We start from the raw sequence: 16,241 nt of genomic DNA, 5'->3' as shown, positions 1-16,241 counted from the left end.
ACTGCATTACGTGCTGTTCGCCCTCCCAACGGTTACGTCACGCCGGACGTCCGGCGCGACAGGCTACGTCGCGAGCGCGACGGACTCCCTGTTGCGCGCTCACCCCTGGCCATCATAGCCCACGCCATCGTCGCGAGTTTGTTGGCGAGTGCGATAGCGGCAACCTTCGTGGGGCGCCGAGCCAACAGCCGAGTGAGCCAGGGCCAATGATCGGGACCATGGATGTTAGCATAGCGATCACTGCGAGCGCGCCAGCCGTGAACAGGCTACGCACATACGGATCCCCTTGTTTGCTTATACTGCCGAGCTTGTCCTTGCCCCCACTTGAGTTCTGCTTTGGTACGAGCCCCACCCAGGCCGAGAAGTCCCGTCCCGATCGGAAAGCCTTGGGATCGGCAATGTTGGCGACCAAGGCTGTTGCCAACGCTGGCCCGACGTCGGGGATCGCATCCAGCCGCTTGCTCGTCGCATTTGATCGATGCCAGGCGATGATGCGTCTGTCGAACTCCAGTGTCGGAGCCTTCAGCGCTCGCAACTGACTGCCGAGAGCAGCAAGACATGCACGGGCTACTTCCGGGAGCGGCGGTCGGCGGTATCGGCAACGACTTCCAGCAGCTGCTCGACGCCCTGCGCCCGACAGGGGCGACGATCCCGAACTCGGCAAAATAGGCGCGGATTGAATTGATCAATGCAGTCTGCTGGCGGAGGAAGACGACCGTCTTGGCTGGCACGAACCTCATGTTCGGTCTCGTCACCGCTTCACAGATCGCCTCGTGGCAGGTTCCGAATCGAAATTGCCGCTTGGAATATGACTGCGATCAAATCGAGTGGGCAATCCAAGGTTTTAGCGTGGCGGCAAGCCGACGGCCGCGGCTGCGCCTCACGGCCGACGAGGTCCATTGCGACGGGATGGCCGTCGTGATTATCGAAATACACTGAGCTGCGCTTAAGGCGTGGACAAACTGTCCACCTGGACAAACCACTCACCATGGGCATGCTGATGTTCGGGCTTCCTTTCAGAAGAATCCATCATGTGCGCGCTGCTGGGAAGTGGTGGAGCACGGAGGCCCTCGTCAGCGGCTTGCAGCCAAGTCGGCGAACTGGGGCGGGGCCGACCGGCTAAGACGGCTGCCGCATGGGACCGGACAACGGTGTCCTGCCGCTCAACAGAGGGCCTCGCGCAAGCCGCGAGACGGTCCCTGCTGATTCTGGAACCACGTGGGCCTGCGGAAAGGGGCACGACTAAGCGCCGGGTCGAACGTGAGCCTTCTGAGCGTCAACTTCGAAAGAGCCCGTCGAATCTTACGTGCAGCCTATTTCAACGCCTGAGGGTTGACGGGCGAACCAAAGCCACCAGTCACCTCCAGAGGTGGAGCTGCGAGCAGAAAGCTGTAGCGGCCGTCAGCAGCGCAGTCGGCAGCCAGCGCCTCAAGATTGAACATCTCGCCCAACGGCAAGCCCATGTCTCTTAGTGCGAGCATGTGGAAAGGAAGGGGCATTTCCGAACCCGTGCTCTCGGCGTCTAATATCTCCACCGCCATGTTATCGGCAGCTATTGCTGCTAGCGACTTCTCATAAGCCCATTCGGCGCAGGTATAGCTGAGACCCGGCTGCATGCCCATAAAGCTATCCCGGTCCCCGTCCGCGGTGAACCGGAGCATGTGGCCGGTATGTACCAAAAGAATGTCGCCCGTGCCTACGCTTATGCCTTGTTTCTCACATGCGGCGTTCAAATCATCAGCTGTGATCGCGTAGTCAAGCGGCAACCGCTCAACGCCCTTTAGCAGCGCGACGTCAACGAGTACGCCTCGCGAAACAATGCCAGGTGCTGCCAAATGGTTGATGCCCATCTTTAGCGCACCATTTTCCGTGAGACATTCGCGTGCGTTGCACCCATTGTAGAGCTGGCCGTCATAGTGGACGTGACCGAGAGCGTCCCATTGTGTGGAACACTGCAGAGGCATGTGGATGACGTCATCGGAAAAACAGACACCTGGCGCTGCTCCGGGGCCCATCGGCGTAAAAAGGTCTGTTGCGTAGACCATCGGATTGAAGCGCTTGCGTCCCAATTGGGGCCCATTGCGGTCGAACCGCAGGCCGAGATTGAAGAGCTTGCCCTGGCGCACCTCGGCGGCTGCGTTCCTCAACGTTTCGGGTCCGATGTGATTAAGTGCACCCCGCTGGTCCGCTTCGCCCCACCGCCCCCAGTTGCGCAGCTTATCGGCGAGATGATCGAAATTGACCGGCCGCATTAAGAAGCTCCTGTTCTGGTCATCAACTTGGGAAGCGTCAGATGATCTGGCAAAATGCCCATCACAAAAGGAGCTCGTTCATCGCAAGCCCGCTGCGAACAAACCACTTCCCATGCAGACATGCTTTGCTCAAAGCAGGTATCGGTTACCGGAGGCACCGAGCTGTTCAAATCGATGATGCTAACAAGAAAATTCTGCGCCAAAGCAGGGGACGTGCAGTATTTCATCCGAGCGCGCGGCATCGAATGTAAGGAGCTGTCAGAGATCGAGGAGGACAAATCAGGCGCTCCAAGGAAGTAGGGTTGGATCGAATAGCAGTTCGAGAAAGCCACTGGCGGAGATCCATCCGCGCACGCTCTTTCGGTACTCGCTGAGCTCTACGATCCCAAAGCTAGTCCGCATCGCCCCATGCTCTCTTTTGCTTTTAGGATCGCCGACGTCCGTTTCATGTCCAATCCGAGTCGAGCCCTATCGCGATAGAGCTTACAGAAAGGGAGACGGCTGTTAGCTCGTTATCAGTGTAGGGTCCCAGAAATGAACACGCCGGCTCCGAAGGGCTTCGCGGAGCGAGCGTGCAAAACGACCAGCACCGGCGCGAATGATGCAACCTCGCGAGGGAGAAGGACGTTTGGCGGAATAGCAAACCAGCTCCGCTCTCCAAGTTCGAGTCCTCGAGCCGGATCCGAGCACTTACGTTGGATCCCCTCCGCTCCCTGGGTGGCGCGCCAGCAAACCACCTTGGAAGTACGATTGTATGCATCGCTCGCCGAACTCCACTGGTGCCACTACAACGAGACGACTGCCAGATTGCAGAGAAGCTCCCAGCTGTTTTGGCCGCCGTCACTTGGAAATGCCGCGGAACGACCAGTCGGGCCGGAGGATTGTCCATGATGGGAATAGTCAGCTTACGTAGTCCGGGCTGATCCGATTAAGCCGGCGCTTGAGTGCCGCCCAAGGGCGCGCACTTCTGTTGTATCCGTGTTCGTGGAACTGCGACGCCGTGTGAGCGGCGACACCTTCGGAAGGTAGGACGATTTGTTGACCGCCCTGTGTAGCCGCGATCTGAATGCGGCAAGATTGCTCCAAGAGGTACATGTTTAGGAAGGCCTCGGAGACCGTTCGCCCGATCGTGAGCAAACCGTGGTGCTTGAGGATCATTACGTCCTTCTTTCCGAGATCGCGTACAAGGCGATCGCGTTCGCTAAGATCCAGCGCAACGCCCTCATATTCGTGATAGGCGACCCCGCCGAAAAAGCACATTGATTTCTGATTCAATGGTAGCAGCCCTTGTCCCTGTGCGGCCACCGCCATGCCGGCGAGCGTGTGTGTGTGAATGACACAGTGAGCGTCATCACGATTCATATGCACCGCCGAATGAATTGTGAAACCAGCGTTGTTAATCTTGGACTCGTCCTCCCTCTCGATCGCATGCCCTTCCGGATCGACAGCGACCAGGCTCGAAGCCGTAATCTCATCAAACATTAGGCCGTAAGGATTAAGCAAAAAGCGAGGTTCTGCGCCCGGCAAGCGCGCCGAAAGATGAGTCGAAATCAAATCGTCCATGCCGAAATAAGAAATCAGTCGATAGGCCGCAGCCAGATCACAGCGGATCTCCCATTCCTGGGGCGTGAAATTGGGCATATTCATCTCCTTTTGAAATAAGCCTGTCATTGTACAAGGGGTGTTTCCTGGCAGAATGCGGCCTCTCGACTCAGATCTCGCAACATGCCTGTTCTGCCTTTGACAAGCGACCTCAGCTGGAAACTCCGACTGCTGTGCGCCTAGCGGCAAGGAAGACGCCGGAGCCGCGAGCACTAGCGCCGCGCGCTCGAACAGATGACCGTGAGCTCAGAATGGGTGGAGCCGTGCGCACGTGGCAAATTCCGCCTTGATCGGACCAATACAGAGGTGGCGCAGCACGTTTCAGCCATCGTTGAAGACCTAGCCTCCATCGATGCCGCCGATCACCAGCGTTCGCTTCTGACGCCCCAAGTTTACCAAGGGCTAGCCATAGGCGGAGCGGCGCTGGTGACATCGAAATGTTTACTGATGCCGCAATCGCCACTGACGTCGGCTTGAGAACCCACACGCCGAACTGATCGCAACCGCTCCTCCTTCGCCTACTCGTCAGCGCATCGACAGCTACGCGGGGCCACGTGACGCATCGGCGCGACCGGCCTCATGTGCCTACGTGCGGGGCCGTCGCGATCGTTGCGTCGTCACAGCTTAGGGCGGCTTCAGGCGGGATTCCCCGAATATTCTTACTGGTGTAGCCGAAAATCTGCATACCCCTACGAAGATTTGCAGGTTTTGAGATCAAGCCGCTTTCGCAGACAAAGGCGGCGATTTCATCGGGCGACGAATGTGGCAACCGCCAGGTTCATTTGAGAACCTCGACGGCCGATAGCTCAATCTGATCGGCGCATCTTGCACGTACCGGGCAGAACCGGAGTTGGCAGTGGGGACACAAGACTTTCCTGGGCGCTCTTGCGCCATCAGAGGCCTCCATTGGGGGAGGCTCAAAGCCACAGACATAAGACGCAGGCTTTGCGAAACGGAGGACGCGCATCGACACTTGACGTGTTGTGGATTGATCGCGCGTGCGCCCGATTCGAACTCGAAAAATGCGCATTTCGCGAAAATGAAGCGGAATTTCGGCGGCAAATGGCCACACATCGGCGATCCTCAGCTTGGAGGAATTGTATCATCGAAAAATAAGCATAGCGGAACCCACCGGCCGGTCAGTCACCGTGGATTGATTAGCCTTATACGAAGCTCCCGTTGGGGTTGTCTAGAGCAATCCTGAGCGGTTTTGAGGACTCGCGCTGAAGGGATGAAACGGATGTTGCGCGCTGCTTGGCCTGAACTGACAGGCAATCTTGCGTCCACGCGGCAAACTGCTGTCGTCTTCCTTGATGGTGTTGATCAGGAAAGCGACATTGCAAGCCGGAGAAACTGTGCTGCAAAATGGACAAGTATCGGAGACGCTCATTGCCTCTTCGCCAATCTTAGCGTCCAAAGAGGTACTCATGATGAAGCTGCCCAAGCCTGGCTTTGCGCGCTTACCGCATTTGAAGTTGCCAGGCGACTATCGGATGAAGACGACCCGCAAAGGGGGGACGTTGTGGCCAAGCTGGAGGCCAGCGTCGAGGGCTTCGGATCCCTAGATCAGAGGGTGGAGCGTGTCCGAATCACACTCTATGATCACGGCGAGTTGTCTGCCTACTACGTGCCCGCCGGTACCTCCAGTTCGTGCGTCCCCGCAATTGTTTGCATCAGCCGGGAAGAAGAAACCGCAGGGATCCTGCTTGGTAGACTCTTGCCCCTTGTAACTGGTCGAAACATGGCGGTGCTTGTCGTCTCTTACGATGACGTCTCAAGTCATTGGCTTGGACCGTCAGAAATATTGCTTTCTTGTTGCTTGGATCATTTATCGACCCTGCCGGAGATTGATGCGTCTCGAATGGCAATCTACGGAGAAGGCCTTTCAGCCGCGCTCGTGACCAATTTTGCTGCGACTGACCGCCGCGTCTCTGCGGCGATTTGCGACGGGGGGCTTTGGAGCTGGACCCGGACGCGGTCATCTATTGAGTGGATGACTAAGACTGCTGAGACTCCGGACGCCGGGCTGTCCACGACGCAACGATCACGTTTGGCGAGGAAGTTGAGATGCCCCATTCTCGTCGTTGCGGGCGAGCGCAGTGTTTTCAACGCGTCTGAGGCAATCAAATTAGAGGCTGATTGCGCCTGGGCGAGCATTGACCTGGAATTGTTAATGCCACGGACCCCAGAGGGGGCATTCGAGAACTTCATAGCATGCGATGAGGCCGTCTTCGAGTGGCTCGAGCGCAAGCTCGATCGCGCGCCAGCTTCATAGCAGCCCGAGGCTTAATTTCTGAGATGCCAATCTAGTGTTCTTGGCAATCGCGTTTAGTCGCTTATTGAGATACGCGAGCGACTCCTCATCCAAGCCATTTAGAATCGTCAAATTAACGGCTTGTCTCTTGTCCGACAGCTTAGCAAGTTCCGTCCGCACCTTTGGGGTCAACGAGATCTGCAAGAATCTCGCATCATCAGGCGAGGTTGCGCGGATCAGAAATTCCAGTTGTTCAAGTTTCTTCGTCTGAGTCGTGATGAATGCGGGGTGAAATCCCAGTTTGTTGGCGACTGCAATGCCGGAAACACCGCTGCCATCATCGAGTTCATCGATCGCCATCAGCATCATCCATTGAGGTTCGCTTATACCGATTAATTCCGCCCAACTCTTATCGATCTCTTCCAGTTGAGCGCGGATCTCGACGATGTTCCAGATCAGGTCCCTTACAGCCCTGTCAAATTGCTGTTGCGTGGCCATCTTCATTCTTTGTGCCAGTTCTGATTGTCCGCGGCGGCGAGCGTCAGCGGAGTCCGCTGCATCCTATCCAATCTCGGGAAGTCTGAAATAGCCCACTCAGAGCATGCCTGCCATCGAATTTATCAATTGACTAATGCAATTGATTGGTGATATCAATATCGCGATCGTTGAGTCTCTCAAGACGGTCTGCTCGATGAAATCTCCAAGAAAGCCCTCGGGATGCCCCCCGGGGGCTTTGTTTTTGGCGGGATGCGGGCTTTTACCGCGACGAATGGCGCGCGTGTTGCCAATCAGCCACGGTGCGGCACAAAGGTATAGTTTAAGAAATTAATTGATTGTAGCAATTGATAATCGAAAGTATGTCTCGTTGGGACAGCGAGGGGGTCCTCGAAGTCGTTCCGTCAAGCGGTCCGCCTGGGGTGGAGCTGGTAGCGGATCTTTGAAGGACGGAAACGCGGTTTCCAACTTGGAGGTTCATCGATGAAGGTCATGAAGAGTATTGTTCTTGGATCTGCGGCAATGTTCGTGGGGGCTGGCGCGCAGGCCGCCGATCTCCCGGTCAAAGCCAAGGCGATCGAGTACGTGAAGATCTGCTCGCTGTATGGTGCTGGTTTCTACTACATCCCAGGCACTGAGACGTGCATCAAGCTCGGCGGGTATCTGCGTGTGGACACCATGCTGGCGACCAACGCTGACTTCGACGCTGCCGTTGGTGGTGTGGCTGGCGCACACAACCGGCTCAGCAACTACTACACGGCGCGGGCCCGCCAAGATCTGCAGATAGATACGCGAACGGCCACCGAGTACGGTGTCGTTCGCACCTTCGCTGAACTGACGTTCACGTGGACAAGCGGCACCTACTCTGGCGCCGGCACGTCCGCTGTCAATGGGGCGACAAGCTATACCACCTCGCTCGGTTCCCAGATTGCTACAGGTGGAGTCGGTCTCTACTACGCATTTATTCAGTTCGCCGGCTTCACGTTTGGTAAGGCGGAGTCGCAGTTTAGGACGCCCTGGGCCGAATATCCCGCGAACAATTTCGAACTGCCGGGAAGCGCCGGTTGGGATCCTGTCAACCAGATCACGTATACGGCAGACTTCGGCCAGGGCATTACGGCATCCTTCTCGGCCCAGGATCAGGTTCAGGCGTACACGACTAACATCTGGAACGTCACCGGTGCGACAGCCGCGGGTCTTGCAGTGGGGGCCTACGGTGCTAACGACATTGGCGGGACCCGAGCCCCTGACCTCGTCGCGAGGGTTCGTGTTGATCAGGCCTGGGGCCTTTTCCAAGCTTCGGTCGCCGCCCACGACAACCATGCTGCCTACTACGGGGCGTCCGAGCCCACGGGCCATCCCAACGACAAGTGGGGTTGGGCTGGACAGCTGGCGTTGTCAATCAAGAACCTCCCGACCGGCCCGGGTGACACAATCAACCTGACGGGCGTGTATACGCATGGTGCGAGCAGCTACAACTTCCATGACTACATGTCGCGGTCATACGCCATGTATGGCAGCACCGGATTGCCGGGTGCTTACCAGAGCTTGGGTATCGCGGGGGTTTCGGATTCGGTGTTTGTCGCTGGTGCTGGTCAGGAGCTGACCACGACCTGTGGTTTCAATGGCGGATACACCCATAATTGGGACCCCTATTGGAACAGTTCGATCTTCGGGGCGTGGGCGGCTGTGAGGTATAACAACACGGCTAAGGGCTACATCTGTGGCGCGATGGTCACCACTCTCGCCCTATCGAGCGGCGCGGCCGGGTGTAATCCAGATTTCAACTATGCGGTGGTCGGCACAAAGACGTCATGGACCCCCGTCAAGGGCCTGACCTTTACCGGTGAGCTTGCGTATATGATGCTCGACCAGAAGCATGCGAGCGGAAGCACGGTGACCCTTCCGCTTCAGTCGGGCGTCGCAAAGCCGGCTGCAGTGTATGAGCTGAAGGACCAGAACAGCTTGGTACTGCTGCTCCGCGCTCAGCGCAATTTCTAGATCGTCGTTGTATAGGAAAGGAGCAAACAACAGGCTCTTGAGTTAACCTCCAAGAAGGCCTCCGGCATGCCCGCCGGAGGCCTTTCTCGTCAGAAGCAGGCCGTCGAAGTTCTGTTTGATTACAGCTATCAAGAGCGGCCCACTAGGTCTGAGGATGATGGACTATCCGGTTCACCCCGTAAAACGATAGAGCGTGCGTACACGATTCGATGCCGCAAGCCTTTTCCGTGAGCAGAAAGAAATTCGGCTGCTCTTGCGAGCCATTGTAACCCGGATGTCGCTCAACCGCTGCTGGCAACCCTCGACCATGTGCCCAGGACCGTCTCTCTGGAAATTCCGGCGTACCAGCCGCATAATTTCCGCACCTTGGTTTTATTTTTCGCAGCTATTCGGCCTCACGCTTGTCTATATTCTCCGCTCGCGAGCAGACAAAATAGGTTGTGAGGAGCGGCGATGCATGCGCGGGCTGTCACGCGGCGGACCTTAGATGGCATGGGCGCATCGAGCGGAACGCAGAACTCACGCCGGCCACCAACGCAGCCGCGTCTCTTCTCAACTCGGATCTGCAGGAAGTACCCGCATGACAGAACATTGTTATTGGCGTTTCTCGCGCGCCTTGCATCGCGCGATCAACGATCAATCTTTTGCGGAAATAGAGGGTCTGCTTCACGAAAATGTCGAGTGGGCGCTCTACGGGCCCGTTGACATGTTTCCGTTTCTCGGCAGTCGGCACGGCAAGGATGCCGTGCTGGAAGTCATCCGTCATGTCGCCGGCAATATCCAGTTGCGGCGTTTCGACCGCGAGACGACTATACTCGGGTTGGATTCTGCGGCTTCCATTTTGCGATGTTCGCTACTAACGCGTGCTTCCAAAAAACCAATTGCGTTGCGCCTTGCCCAGTTCGCCCAGTTCGAGGCCGCCCGGCTCATCAATATGCGTGCGCTCATCGACACGTTTGATCTCGTTGAGCAGGCCCTCGGGCGCTCAATTCATCTGCCGAACATCGGTAGCTGCGTGGCGGAAACGCGTTAGACAGGATTTCTCCGTACACCAAGTCTCCCGACGGCAAAGCCGGTTGAGGCGACTTTGCTGTCAGTGACCAGCTATCTTGCGCGGCTGGGTCGGACGTTGGCTGCCGCGATCCGGCTTCGTGCAGCTATTTCAGGGCCGGCTATTGGTCATTCGATCCAAGCCAAAGCAGAACGATGTTCAATGATGTCGTAAGCTTCAGAATTGAATCGGGCCGCAGCTACAGTGTTAGACCCCCGTCTATAACGATGGTTTGTCCTGTGATCATGGGCGCTGCAAAGCCCAGATAGACGATGGTTTCGGCAATATCCTCGGGAATGCATCTGCGCCGCAGGGGAGTTCGCTCAATAGAACTTTGCCGTTGGGCTTCGGTCCATTCGATCTGCCAGGTGCTGTCAACCGCGCCCGGCGCCACCGCGTTGATCCGGATCTCCGGTGCGAGACCCTGAGCGAGATGACGTGTGATCGCAATGATACCGGCCTTGCTTGCCGCATAGGCCAAACTGGATCCTCTCGAAGTCAATGCTGACACTGATGCCAAGCTTACGATAGCACCTCTGGAATGTCGCAACGATGGTGCAGCCGCGCGCGTGCATCGGAAAAGCCCGATAAGGTTCGTGTCCAACACCGTCGACCACAGCTCGTCAGTAATGAGGTCGAGATCAGAAGACGAAATGGATTTTCGTGCGCCCGGCGTGCCAGCGTTGTTAACGAGAAGGTCGAGCCCGCCCATTTTGTTGACGGCGGCGTCTACCAGCTCTGCTTCCTTTCCATCACCGATCGCGCCCGGTACGCCGAAGACATCGTAACCGTCCGCCCGAAGCTTTTTTGCTTCTTCAGGCCCCCTTGGATCATCGGGAAGGTGGTTCAGCGCAACACTGCACCCCGACTCTGCCAGCCGCTTCAAAGTCGCCAAACCGATGCCTGAGGCGGCACCGGTGACGAGGGCTCTTTTTCCCGACAGGTCGTAGCGGATCATGGTCTCTCCTTTGGTTTTTCTCATAAGCGAGCCGCGCGGGCACAGCTCAGCGCCCGCACGGGCGCCGCCCCTGAATTGACAGACTTTTTATATCATATAAAAAGCTCGCGCAACGCGAGATGATGCGCGACGGCCGGTTCTCAGGAAAGGCTAAATGCTGGCCTGAGCCTCTGTTTCAGCGCTGATCGACAGAGAGATAGGACAAGATGAGCAATTCTAAGTTGTCAAAGGCTGAGCCGGCCCGCCGCATGACCGGAGGTCGCTTCATTGCCGAGACCATCAAGGCGAAAGGTATCTCGCACGTCTTTTTCATGGATGCCGTTCTGCGACGCGCGCTCACCGAAATGGAAGATCTTGGTATCAAGCGAATTCTCGGGCACTCCGAGAAGGGAATCGCATACATGGCGGACGGCTATGCGCGTGCATTGCGGCGGCCTGCCGTTTGCATGGCGCAATCCGTGGGAGCCGCCAATCTTGCCGCGGCCCTCCAGGAATCTTGGTTTGCCTACGCACCGGTCGTCGCGTTGACGGGGCGCCACGCGGCCAATTACCAGTACCGAAACGCGTATCAGGAGCTTCCGCACGAGCCGCTTTACGCATCGGTCACGAAGTTTAGAGGTCGAGTCGATGAGGTGGCGCAATTACCCCATCTCCTTCGTCAAGCATTCAGGGAGGCGACCACCGGTACCTCCCGCCCTGTCCATCTCGACATCACCGGCTATACGGGCGACATCGTTGGTGCTGCCGAATTCACGGCTAGCATCTTTCCCGAAGAGACCTACGCAAAGTTACCAGCTTTCCGTCCTTCTCCGGATGCGGAATCGGTGAGCCGTGCCGCGGCCGCAATCGCGGCTTCAGAGCGCCCTGTGATCCTTGCAGGCGCCGGCTTGATGATGTCAGGCGCCGAGGGCGCCCTGAAGGCATTCGTCGAACATCACCAGATTCCTGTTGTGATGTCGCTTGACGCAAAACACGCTCTTCCGGAGTTTCACCCGCAAAATGGGGGTGTGGCCGGGACCTACTCGCGCAGCTGTGCAAACAAGATCCTGAACGACGCGGATCTTGTCATGTTCGTCGGCAGCGACACCGGGGACATGATTACGAACCACTGGAAGCTGCCAAGGCCCGAGGCGCAAATTGTACAGATCGACATCGACCCGGCGGAGCTTGGTCGCAACTTCCCCGAAGCCATTGGTGTACACGGCGACCCGAAAGCGGCTCTCAATTGTCTTGGCTCGGAACTGCCGTCCCGTTCGAGGCTTGGTTGGCAGCGGAAGGTTGCTGACTACGTCGCCGAATGGCGGGCGGAGGCTGAGATCGCGCGATCCTCTGAGGCGACACCGATCAGGCCGGAGCGTCTGTGCCGTGAGATCTCGGACTGGCTTCCGAACAACGCAATGCTGGTGGCCGATACGGGATACGCATCGCATTGGAGCGGGACGCTCGTCTATCTGACCGACCCGGCTCAAGGCTACCTGCGAGCCGCAGGCTCGTTGGGCTGGGCTTTTCCTGCATCGCTCGGCGTTCAATGCGCGATGCCGGATCGTCCAATCGTCTGCTTAACCGGCGATGGTGGTTTTATGTATCATCTGCCCGAGCTGGAAACGGCCAGGCGGTATGGCCTCAACGTGATCACGATCGTGAACAACAATCATTGCCTTGGACAAGGCAGAAGAAACATCGACATGGCCTACGAAGGAAGGAAGGGCAATAAGGAGGAGATCTTTGCCTATCGGGATACGGATTTTGCGCAAATCGCGCGCGATTTCGACTGCTTCGGTGTGCGCGTCGAGAAGCCCGGTGACTTGGCTAAGGCATTCGACGATGCGCGCCGGTCCGGTAAGCCCGCAGTCATCGACGTGGTGACAGAGTTTGAGGCGCTTGCTCCATTGCCATGGAGCCCGGCGTCCGGAAGCTAGGCCGATACCGCCTGGCTGAAGACATAGCCTAAGAGGGGCCCACGCCGGCCCCTTTTGCCTTTTGTGGCTCTCCACTGTCATGGTACACGGACTTGCTATGAGAAGCAGGTCGACTAGAAGTCGCGCGGGTAGAGACGGGAATGAACAGAAAATGAGGAAGGTAGGATCTCGAGACGCAGAGCCCCTTGCTGCCTCATCCACTCTGCCCATGCCCACCGAACTTGATTGGCTGCACGTCGGACGCGACAACTTACACGCGCGAACATATTTGATGCTGCGCAAAGCTCTTATGGCTGGTCGGTTTCGGCCGGGGCAGCGGCTGCTTCTGAAGCCGTTGGCCGAAGAGCTTGGAGTTAGTGTAACTCCTGTGAGGGAGGCGCTTTTGCGCCTCGCGTCCGAGCGCGGACTTGTTCCGCATCAGTCGCGCACGATGATGGTTCCAGTCTTGAGCGTGGCCCGGTTCAGGGAAATTCGCGACATTCGAATTGAGTTGGAAGGGCGTGCAGCGGAAGCTGCGGCTAAGAACGTGTCATCGAGCGACATCTTCGCGCTGGAGAAAATGCAGGAGCAGCTGATGGTCTCAAGACGGCAGCGCGACGTGCAGACGGTCCTCGCCATCAATGAAGAATTTCATTTCAGAATCTACAGATCGTCAGACTTGCCTGTGGTCTGCGGGCTGATCGAAAACCTGTGGGTTCAGATCGGCCCGCTTCTGACGCTGAATGATTTCAGTGCATCCGCAACAGCGAGGGATCATCCACACCGATCGATCCTGGCCAGCCTGGCGGCAGGTGATGGTGCAGGCGCACGGCTAGCTCTTGCAAACGACATCACGTGGGCAAGCAGATATCTTGAGAAAGCTGTCGTCAGGCTCAACGAGCCGGTTGAAGACAGGAAAAAGCTAAATTCGATTGCATCCGTCGGCGCGAACTGACGACCAGCTCGATCAACTAACCACCGTTTGACGGCACTTTGGCAAGGTGTAACAAGCGCCGCATCAAACCGATCGAGCTGGATCTCGGAGGTGAGATGGTCAATCGCAGGTGCCGTCACGGCAAACCTGCTGTCGCGCGTATTTGCCCGGCGGAAGAGACACTGGATAACCGTTCAGGGCATCTCTTCAGCCACCGTACTGGGCCTGCTTCTCCGCTCCGTTCGCGCGACAACGCTGCACTTAGTTGTTGTCTAACGAAAAGGGTTATCCCATCGTCGGCATCACGAATTCGGCTCCGGCTCGAATACCCGTTGGCCATCTCGTCGTGATTGTCTTCAACTTGGTATAGAATCGAATGCCCTCCGGGCCATGCATGTGGTGGTCGCCGAACAGAGATGCCTTCCAGCCGCCGAACGAATGAAATGCCATCGGAACCGGAATCGGCACATTGATGCCGACCATGCCGACCTGAATCTGGTGAGCGAATTCCCGGGCCGCATCGCCGTCCCTGGTGAAGATCGCCGTGCCATTGCCAAATTCGTGCTGGTTGATCATGTCCGCTGCATCGTCATACGAGTTGGCGCGAGCGACCGCTAGAACCGGACCGAAGATCTCTTCTCGATAGATTTTCATTTTCGTCGTGACGCGGTCGAACAGCGTGCCCCCGATGAAATAGCCGCCTTCATAACCCTGACGCTTAAAGTCGCGCCCGTCGACCACGAGCTCCGCTCCCTCGGCAACACCCGCATCGATGTAGGCGCGAACTTTCTCGAGATGCTGCTTGGTCACCAAGGGGCCCATCTCGGCATCGGGATCGGTGCCGGGCCCGATGTTCAACCCGCGCACCTTCGGGGCCAGCTTTTGGATCAGGCGCTGGGCAGTCGTCTCGCCGATCGGGACAGCGACCGAGATAGCCATGCAACGCTCGCCGGCCGAACCATAAGCGGCGCCCATTAGCGCATCGACTGCCTGATCCAGGTCGGCGTCCGGCATGACAATCATATGGTTCTTGGCACCGCCGAGCGCCTGGCAACGCTTGCCGTGCCGAGTCGCCGTCTCGTAAATGTATCGGGCAATTGGCGTCGAACCCACGAAGCTCACGGCTGCAACATCAGGATGGGTAAGAAGCGCGTCAACCGCTTCCTTGTCGCCTTGCACGACATTGAAGACACCACGAGGCAGGCCTGCTTCCTCGAGCCATTTTGCCAGGAGAAGCGAAGCGGACGGATCGCGCTCGGATGGTTTGAGAATGAAGGTGTTGCCGCAGGCGAGCGCGACGGGAAACATCCACATCGGGACCATGGCCGGAAAGTTGAAGGGCGTGATGCCGGCCACAACACCCAAGGGCTGCCGCAGCGAATGGCTGTCGACCCGCGAACCGACGTTCTCCGTAACTTCGCCCTTCAAGAGCTGCGGTGCGCCCGTGGCGAACTCCACTACTTCCATTCCGCGCTGAACTTCACCCCTGGCATCTGAAACCACCTTGCCGTGTTCGGCTGTGATGGCGTGGGCGAGTTCGTCAGTCCGCTCTTCCAACATGCGCAGGAACCGGTTGAGGATCCTCGCTCGCCGGAGGGGAGGCGTAGCGGCCCAAGCCGGGAAGGCGGCACGCGCGGCACCTACAGCAGCTCTCACGTCATCTGCCGAAGCTAAAGCGAGAGTCCCGGACTGTTGGCCAGTTGCAGGATTGAAAACCGGCGAAGTCCTGCCGCTCCGTCCTTGCACCATTTCGCCATTGATGAAGTTCCGAATGGTTCGGGACACGGCAGTGCTCCTCTGTAAATCGCTTGATCGCGTGTGATAATGGATGCATAGATTTGCGCATCAACGACCAAGTTCGCGACTCCGTTGTGCAGAAAGTGTAGTCGATGGATTGGGAAAGCGTTCGGATCTTTCTTGAAGTCGCGCGTGCCGGGCAATTCTTGAAAGCGGCAAAGCATTTGCGGCTGAACCATGCGACGGTTGCTCGCCAGGTCACGGCGTTGGAAAGGAGTCTCAAGGTCAAGCTGCTTGAACGCCACACTTCTGGCTGCGTGTTGACAGCGGCGGGAGACGCCCTCGTGGTGGCGGCGGAACGCGCCGAAAGCGAGTTGCTCAAGGTAGGCGCCAGTATCGGAGGCGCCGCTGAAGCGATCACTGGCACTGTGCGCGTTGGGGCGCCGGATGGATTGGGCAACTACTTTCTGGCAGATCAGCTGGGGGCACTCGCGGCCCGACATCCCGGTCTGATCATTCAACTCGTGCCGCTTCCACGCACCTTTTCATTGTCCCGCCGAGAAGCTGACATTGCAATAACTCTCGACCGGCCGAAGCAGGGGCGATTGATCCTGTCGAAATTGACCGATTACACGCTCAGCGTTTATGCCGCAAAAAGCTATCTCGCGCGCGAAGGCCAAATCGAGAAACAGTCCGATCTGACGGGCCGGTTGTTCGTCACGCATGTTGAGGATTTCGCTTACAGCAGGGCGCTGGACTACGCCTCAGCACTCGGTCGGCTGATGTCGCGCCGCTACGAGTGTGGCAGCGTGGTTGCTCAAATGGAAGCGGTGAGAAGCGGCCATGGCGTTGGCATCCTGCACGACTATGCTGCCCGCTGCTATCCGGAGCTTCAGCGTCTGCTCCCTGATGTGCGGTTCGTTCGAAGTTACTGGCTCACCTCGCATCCCGATACCCACGACGTGCGGCGGGTTCGGGAAGTTCATCGCTTCATAGTGGCTTCTGTAAAATCGTGTCGCCCCAGCTTTGATGCGCATTAACCGGTTGCGCCAGCCTTGG

The 16,241-nt window shown here is 57.7% G+C and carries 14 protein-coding genes; 8 read left to right on the top strand and 6 right to left on the bottom strand.

Translation table 11 applies throughout. From position 1 onward, the window contains the following. Positions 1-112 precede the first annotated feature (112 nt). Positions 113-535 carry a transposase gene (locus XI03_RS40575; protein WP_442869732.1) on the bottom strand — a complete coding sequence of 141 codons (423 nt, stop codon included), beginning with the start codon at positions 533-535 and terminating at the stop codon, positions 113-115. A gap of 185 nt (positions 536-720) precedes the next feature. On the opposite strand from XI03_RS40575, the gene XI03_RS21780 reads away from it, so the two are divergent. Then, positions 721-939 (top strand): hypothetical protein, encoded by a 219-nt coding sequence (locus tag XI03_RS21780; RefSeq protein WP_271593291.1) that lies wholly within the window; start codon positions 721-723, stop codon positions 937-939. 374 nt (positions 940-1,313) lie between these two features. Here XI03_RS21780 and XI03_RS21775 read toward each other — a convergent pair whose 3' ends face one another. Then, a complete protein-coding gene (locus XI03_RS21775; protein ID WP_271593290.1) occupies positions 1,314-2,252 on the bottom strand; it encodes a cyclase family protein in 939 nt (312 codons plus the stop codon). 54 nt (positions 2,253-2,306) lie between these two features. Here XI03_RS21775 and XI03_RS21770 point away from each other — a divergent pair, with 54 nt between their 5' ends. Continuing rightward, the gene (locus XI03_RS21770; RefSeq protein WP_271593289.1) at positions 2,307-2,552 is read left to right on the top strand and encodes a hypothetical protein; all 246 of its coding nucleotides are present in this window, start codon (positions 2,307-2,309) and stop codon (positions 2,550-2,552) included. Positions 2,553-3,152: 600 nt separating this feature from the next. Here XI03_RS21770 and XI03_RS21765 read toward each other — a convergent pair. Continuing rightward, entirely contained in the window at positions 3,153-3,893 is a 741-nt protein-coding gene (locus XI03_RS21765; protein WP_271593288.1) for a class II aldolase/adducin family protein, read from the bottom strand. A gap of 1,201 nt (positions 3,894-5,094) precedes the next feature. Between XI03_RS21765 and XI03_RS21760 the strand changes: the two genes are divergently transcribed. Then, positions 5,095-6,129: an alpha/beta hydrolase family protein gene (locus XI03_RS21760; protein WP_271593287.1), complete on the top strand. Its 1,035-nt coding sequence runs from the start codon at positions 5,095-5,097 to the stop codon at positions 6,127-6,129. On the opposite strand, the gene XI03_RS21755 is transcribed toward XI03_RS21760, so the two are convergent. Continuing rightward, a complete protein-coding gene (locus tag XI03_RS21755; RefSeq protein ID WP_271593286.1) occupies positions 6,124-6,612 on the bottom strand; it encodes a MarR family winged helix-turn-helix transcriptional regulator in 489 nt (162 codons plus the stop codon). The genes XI03_RS21760 and XI03_RS21755 overlap by 6 nt on opposite strands. 474 nt (positions 6,613-7,086) lie before the next feature. Between XI03_RS21755 and XI03_RS21750 the strand changes: the two genes are divergently transcribed. After that, complete coding sequence (locus tag XI03_RS21750; protein WP_271593285.1) at positions 7,087-8,604, top strand: porin; 1,518 nt, start codon at positions 7,087-7,089, stop codon at positions 8,602-8,604. 580 nt (positions 8,605-9,184) lie between these two features. Beyond that, the gene (locus XI03_RS21745; RefSeq protein WP_271593284.1) at positions 9,185-9,637 is read left to right on the top strand and encodes a nuclear transport factor 2 family protein; all 453 of its coding nucleotides are present in this window, start codon (positions 9,185-9,187) and stop codon (positions 9,635-9,637) included. Between the two features lie 217 nt (positions 9,638-9,854). Here the strand turns inward: XI03_RS21745 and XI03_RS21740 are convergent, their stop codons facing one another. Continuing rightward, complete coding sequence (locus tag XI03_RS21740) at positions 9,855-10,613, bottom strand: SDR family NAD(P)-dependent oxidoreductase (protein ID WP_271593283.1); 759 nt, start codon at positions 10,611-10,613, stop codon at positions 9,855-9,857. A gap of 206 nt (positions 10,614-10,819) precedes the next feature. On the opposite strand from XI03_RS21740, the gene XI03_RS21735 reads away from it, so the two are divergent. Together XI03_RS21735 and XI03_RS21730 are read left to right on the top strand one after the other, a co-directional pair. Further along, on the top strand, positions 10,820-12,532 hold the full coding sequence (locus XI03_RS21735) for a thiamine pyrophosphate-binding protein (RefSeq protein WP_271593282.1): 1,713 nt from the start codon (positions 10,820-10,822) through the stop codon (positions 12,530-12,532). A gap of 208 nt (positions 12,533-12,740) precedes the next feature. Next, positions 12,741-13,466, top strand: coding sequence for a GntR family transcriptional regulator (locus tag XI03_RS21730; protein WP_271593281.1), 726 nt, complete (start codon positions 12,741-12,743; stop codon positions 13,464-13,466). 264 nt (positions 13,467-13,730) lie between these two features. Here the strand turns inward: XI03_RS21730 and XI03_RS21725 are convergent, their stop codons facing one another. Beyond that, positions 13,731-15,230 carry a CoA-acylating methylmalonate-semialdehyde dehydrogenase gene (locus tag XI03_RS21725; protein WP_271593280.1) on the bottom strand — a complete coding sequence of 500 codons (1,500 nt, stop codon included), beginning with the start codon at positions 15,228-15,230 and terminating at the stop codon, positions 13,731-13,733. Positions 15,231-15,334: 104 nt separating this feature from the next. Between XI03_RS21725 and XI03_RS21720 the strand changes: the two genes are divergently transcribed. Further along, positions 15,335-16,222: a LysR family transcriptional regulator gene (locus XI03_RS21720; protein ID WP_271593279.1), complete on the top strand. Its 888-nt coding sequence runs from the start codon at positions 15,335-15,337 to the stop codon at positions 16,220-16,222. The last annotated feature ends 19 nt before the right edge of the window (positions 16,223-16,241 follow it).

This window comes from Bradyrhizobium sp. CCBAU 65884, assembly GCF_028128835.1.
GTDB classification, from domain to species: Bacteria; Pseudomonadota; Alphaproteobacteria; order Rhizobiales; family Xanthobacteraceae; genus Bradyrhizobium; species Bradyrhizobium ottawaense.
Note: the sequence above shows the minus strand (reverse complement) of the source record. Positions and strands in the feature narration are given on the sequence as shown.

Excerpts from the sequence above, each read along its gene's own strand:
- XI03_RS21775 (WP_271593290.1), bottom strand. The coding sequence starts at position 2,252 with ATGCGGCCGGTCAATTTCGATCATCTCGCCGATAAGCTGCGCAACTGG.
- XI03_RS21770 (WP_271593289.1), top strand. The coding sequence starts at position 2,307 with ATGCCCATCACAAAAGGAGCTCGTTCATCGCAAGCCCGCTGCGAACAA.
- XI03_RS21765 (WP_271593288.1), bottom strand. The coding sequence starts at position 3,893 with ATGCCCAATTTCACGCCCCAGGAATGGGAGATCCGCTGTGATCTGGCT.
- XI03_RS21760 (WP_271593287.1), top strand. The coding sequence starts at position 5,095 with ATGTTGCGCGCTGCTTGGCCTGAACTGACAGGCAATCTTGCGTCCACG.
- XI03_RS21755 (WP_271593286.1), bottom strand. The coding sequence starts at position 6,612 with ATGAAGATGGCCACGCAACAGCAATTTGACAGGGCTGTAAGGGACCTG.
- XI03_RS21750 (WP_271593285.1), top strand. The coding sequence starts at position 7,087 with ATGAAGGTCATGAAGAGTATTGTTCTTGGATCTGCGGCAATGTTCGTG.
- XI03_RS21745 (WP_271593284.1), top strand. The coding sequence starts at position 9,185 with ATGACAGAACATTGTTATTGGCGTTTCTCGCGCGCCTTGCATCGCGCG.
- XI03_RS21740 (WP_271593283.1), bottom strand. The coding sequence starts at position 10,613 with ATGATCCGCTACGACCTGTCGGGAAAAAGAGCCCTCGTCACCGGTGCC.
- XI03_RS21735 (WP_271593282.1), top strand. The coding sequence starts at position 10,820 with ATGAGCAATTCTAAGTTGTCAAAGGCTGAGCCGGCCCGCCGCATGACC.
- XI03_RS21730 (WP_271593281.1), top strand. The coding sequence starts at position 12,741 with ATGCCCACCGAACTTGATTGGCTGCACGTCGGACGCGACAACTTACAC.
- XI03_RS21720 (WP_271593279.1), top strand. The coding sequence starts at position 15,335 with ATGGATTGGGAAAGCGTTCGGATCTTTCTTGAAGTCGCGCGTGCCGGG.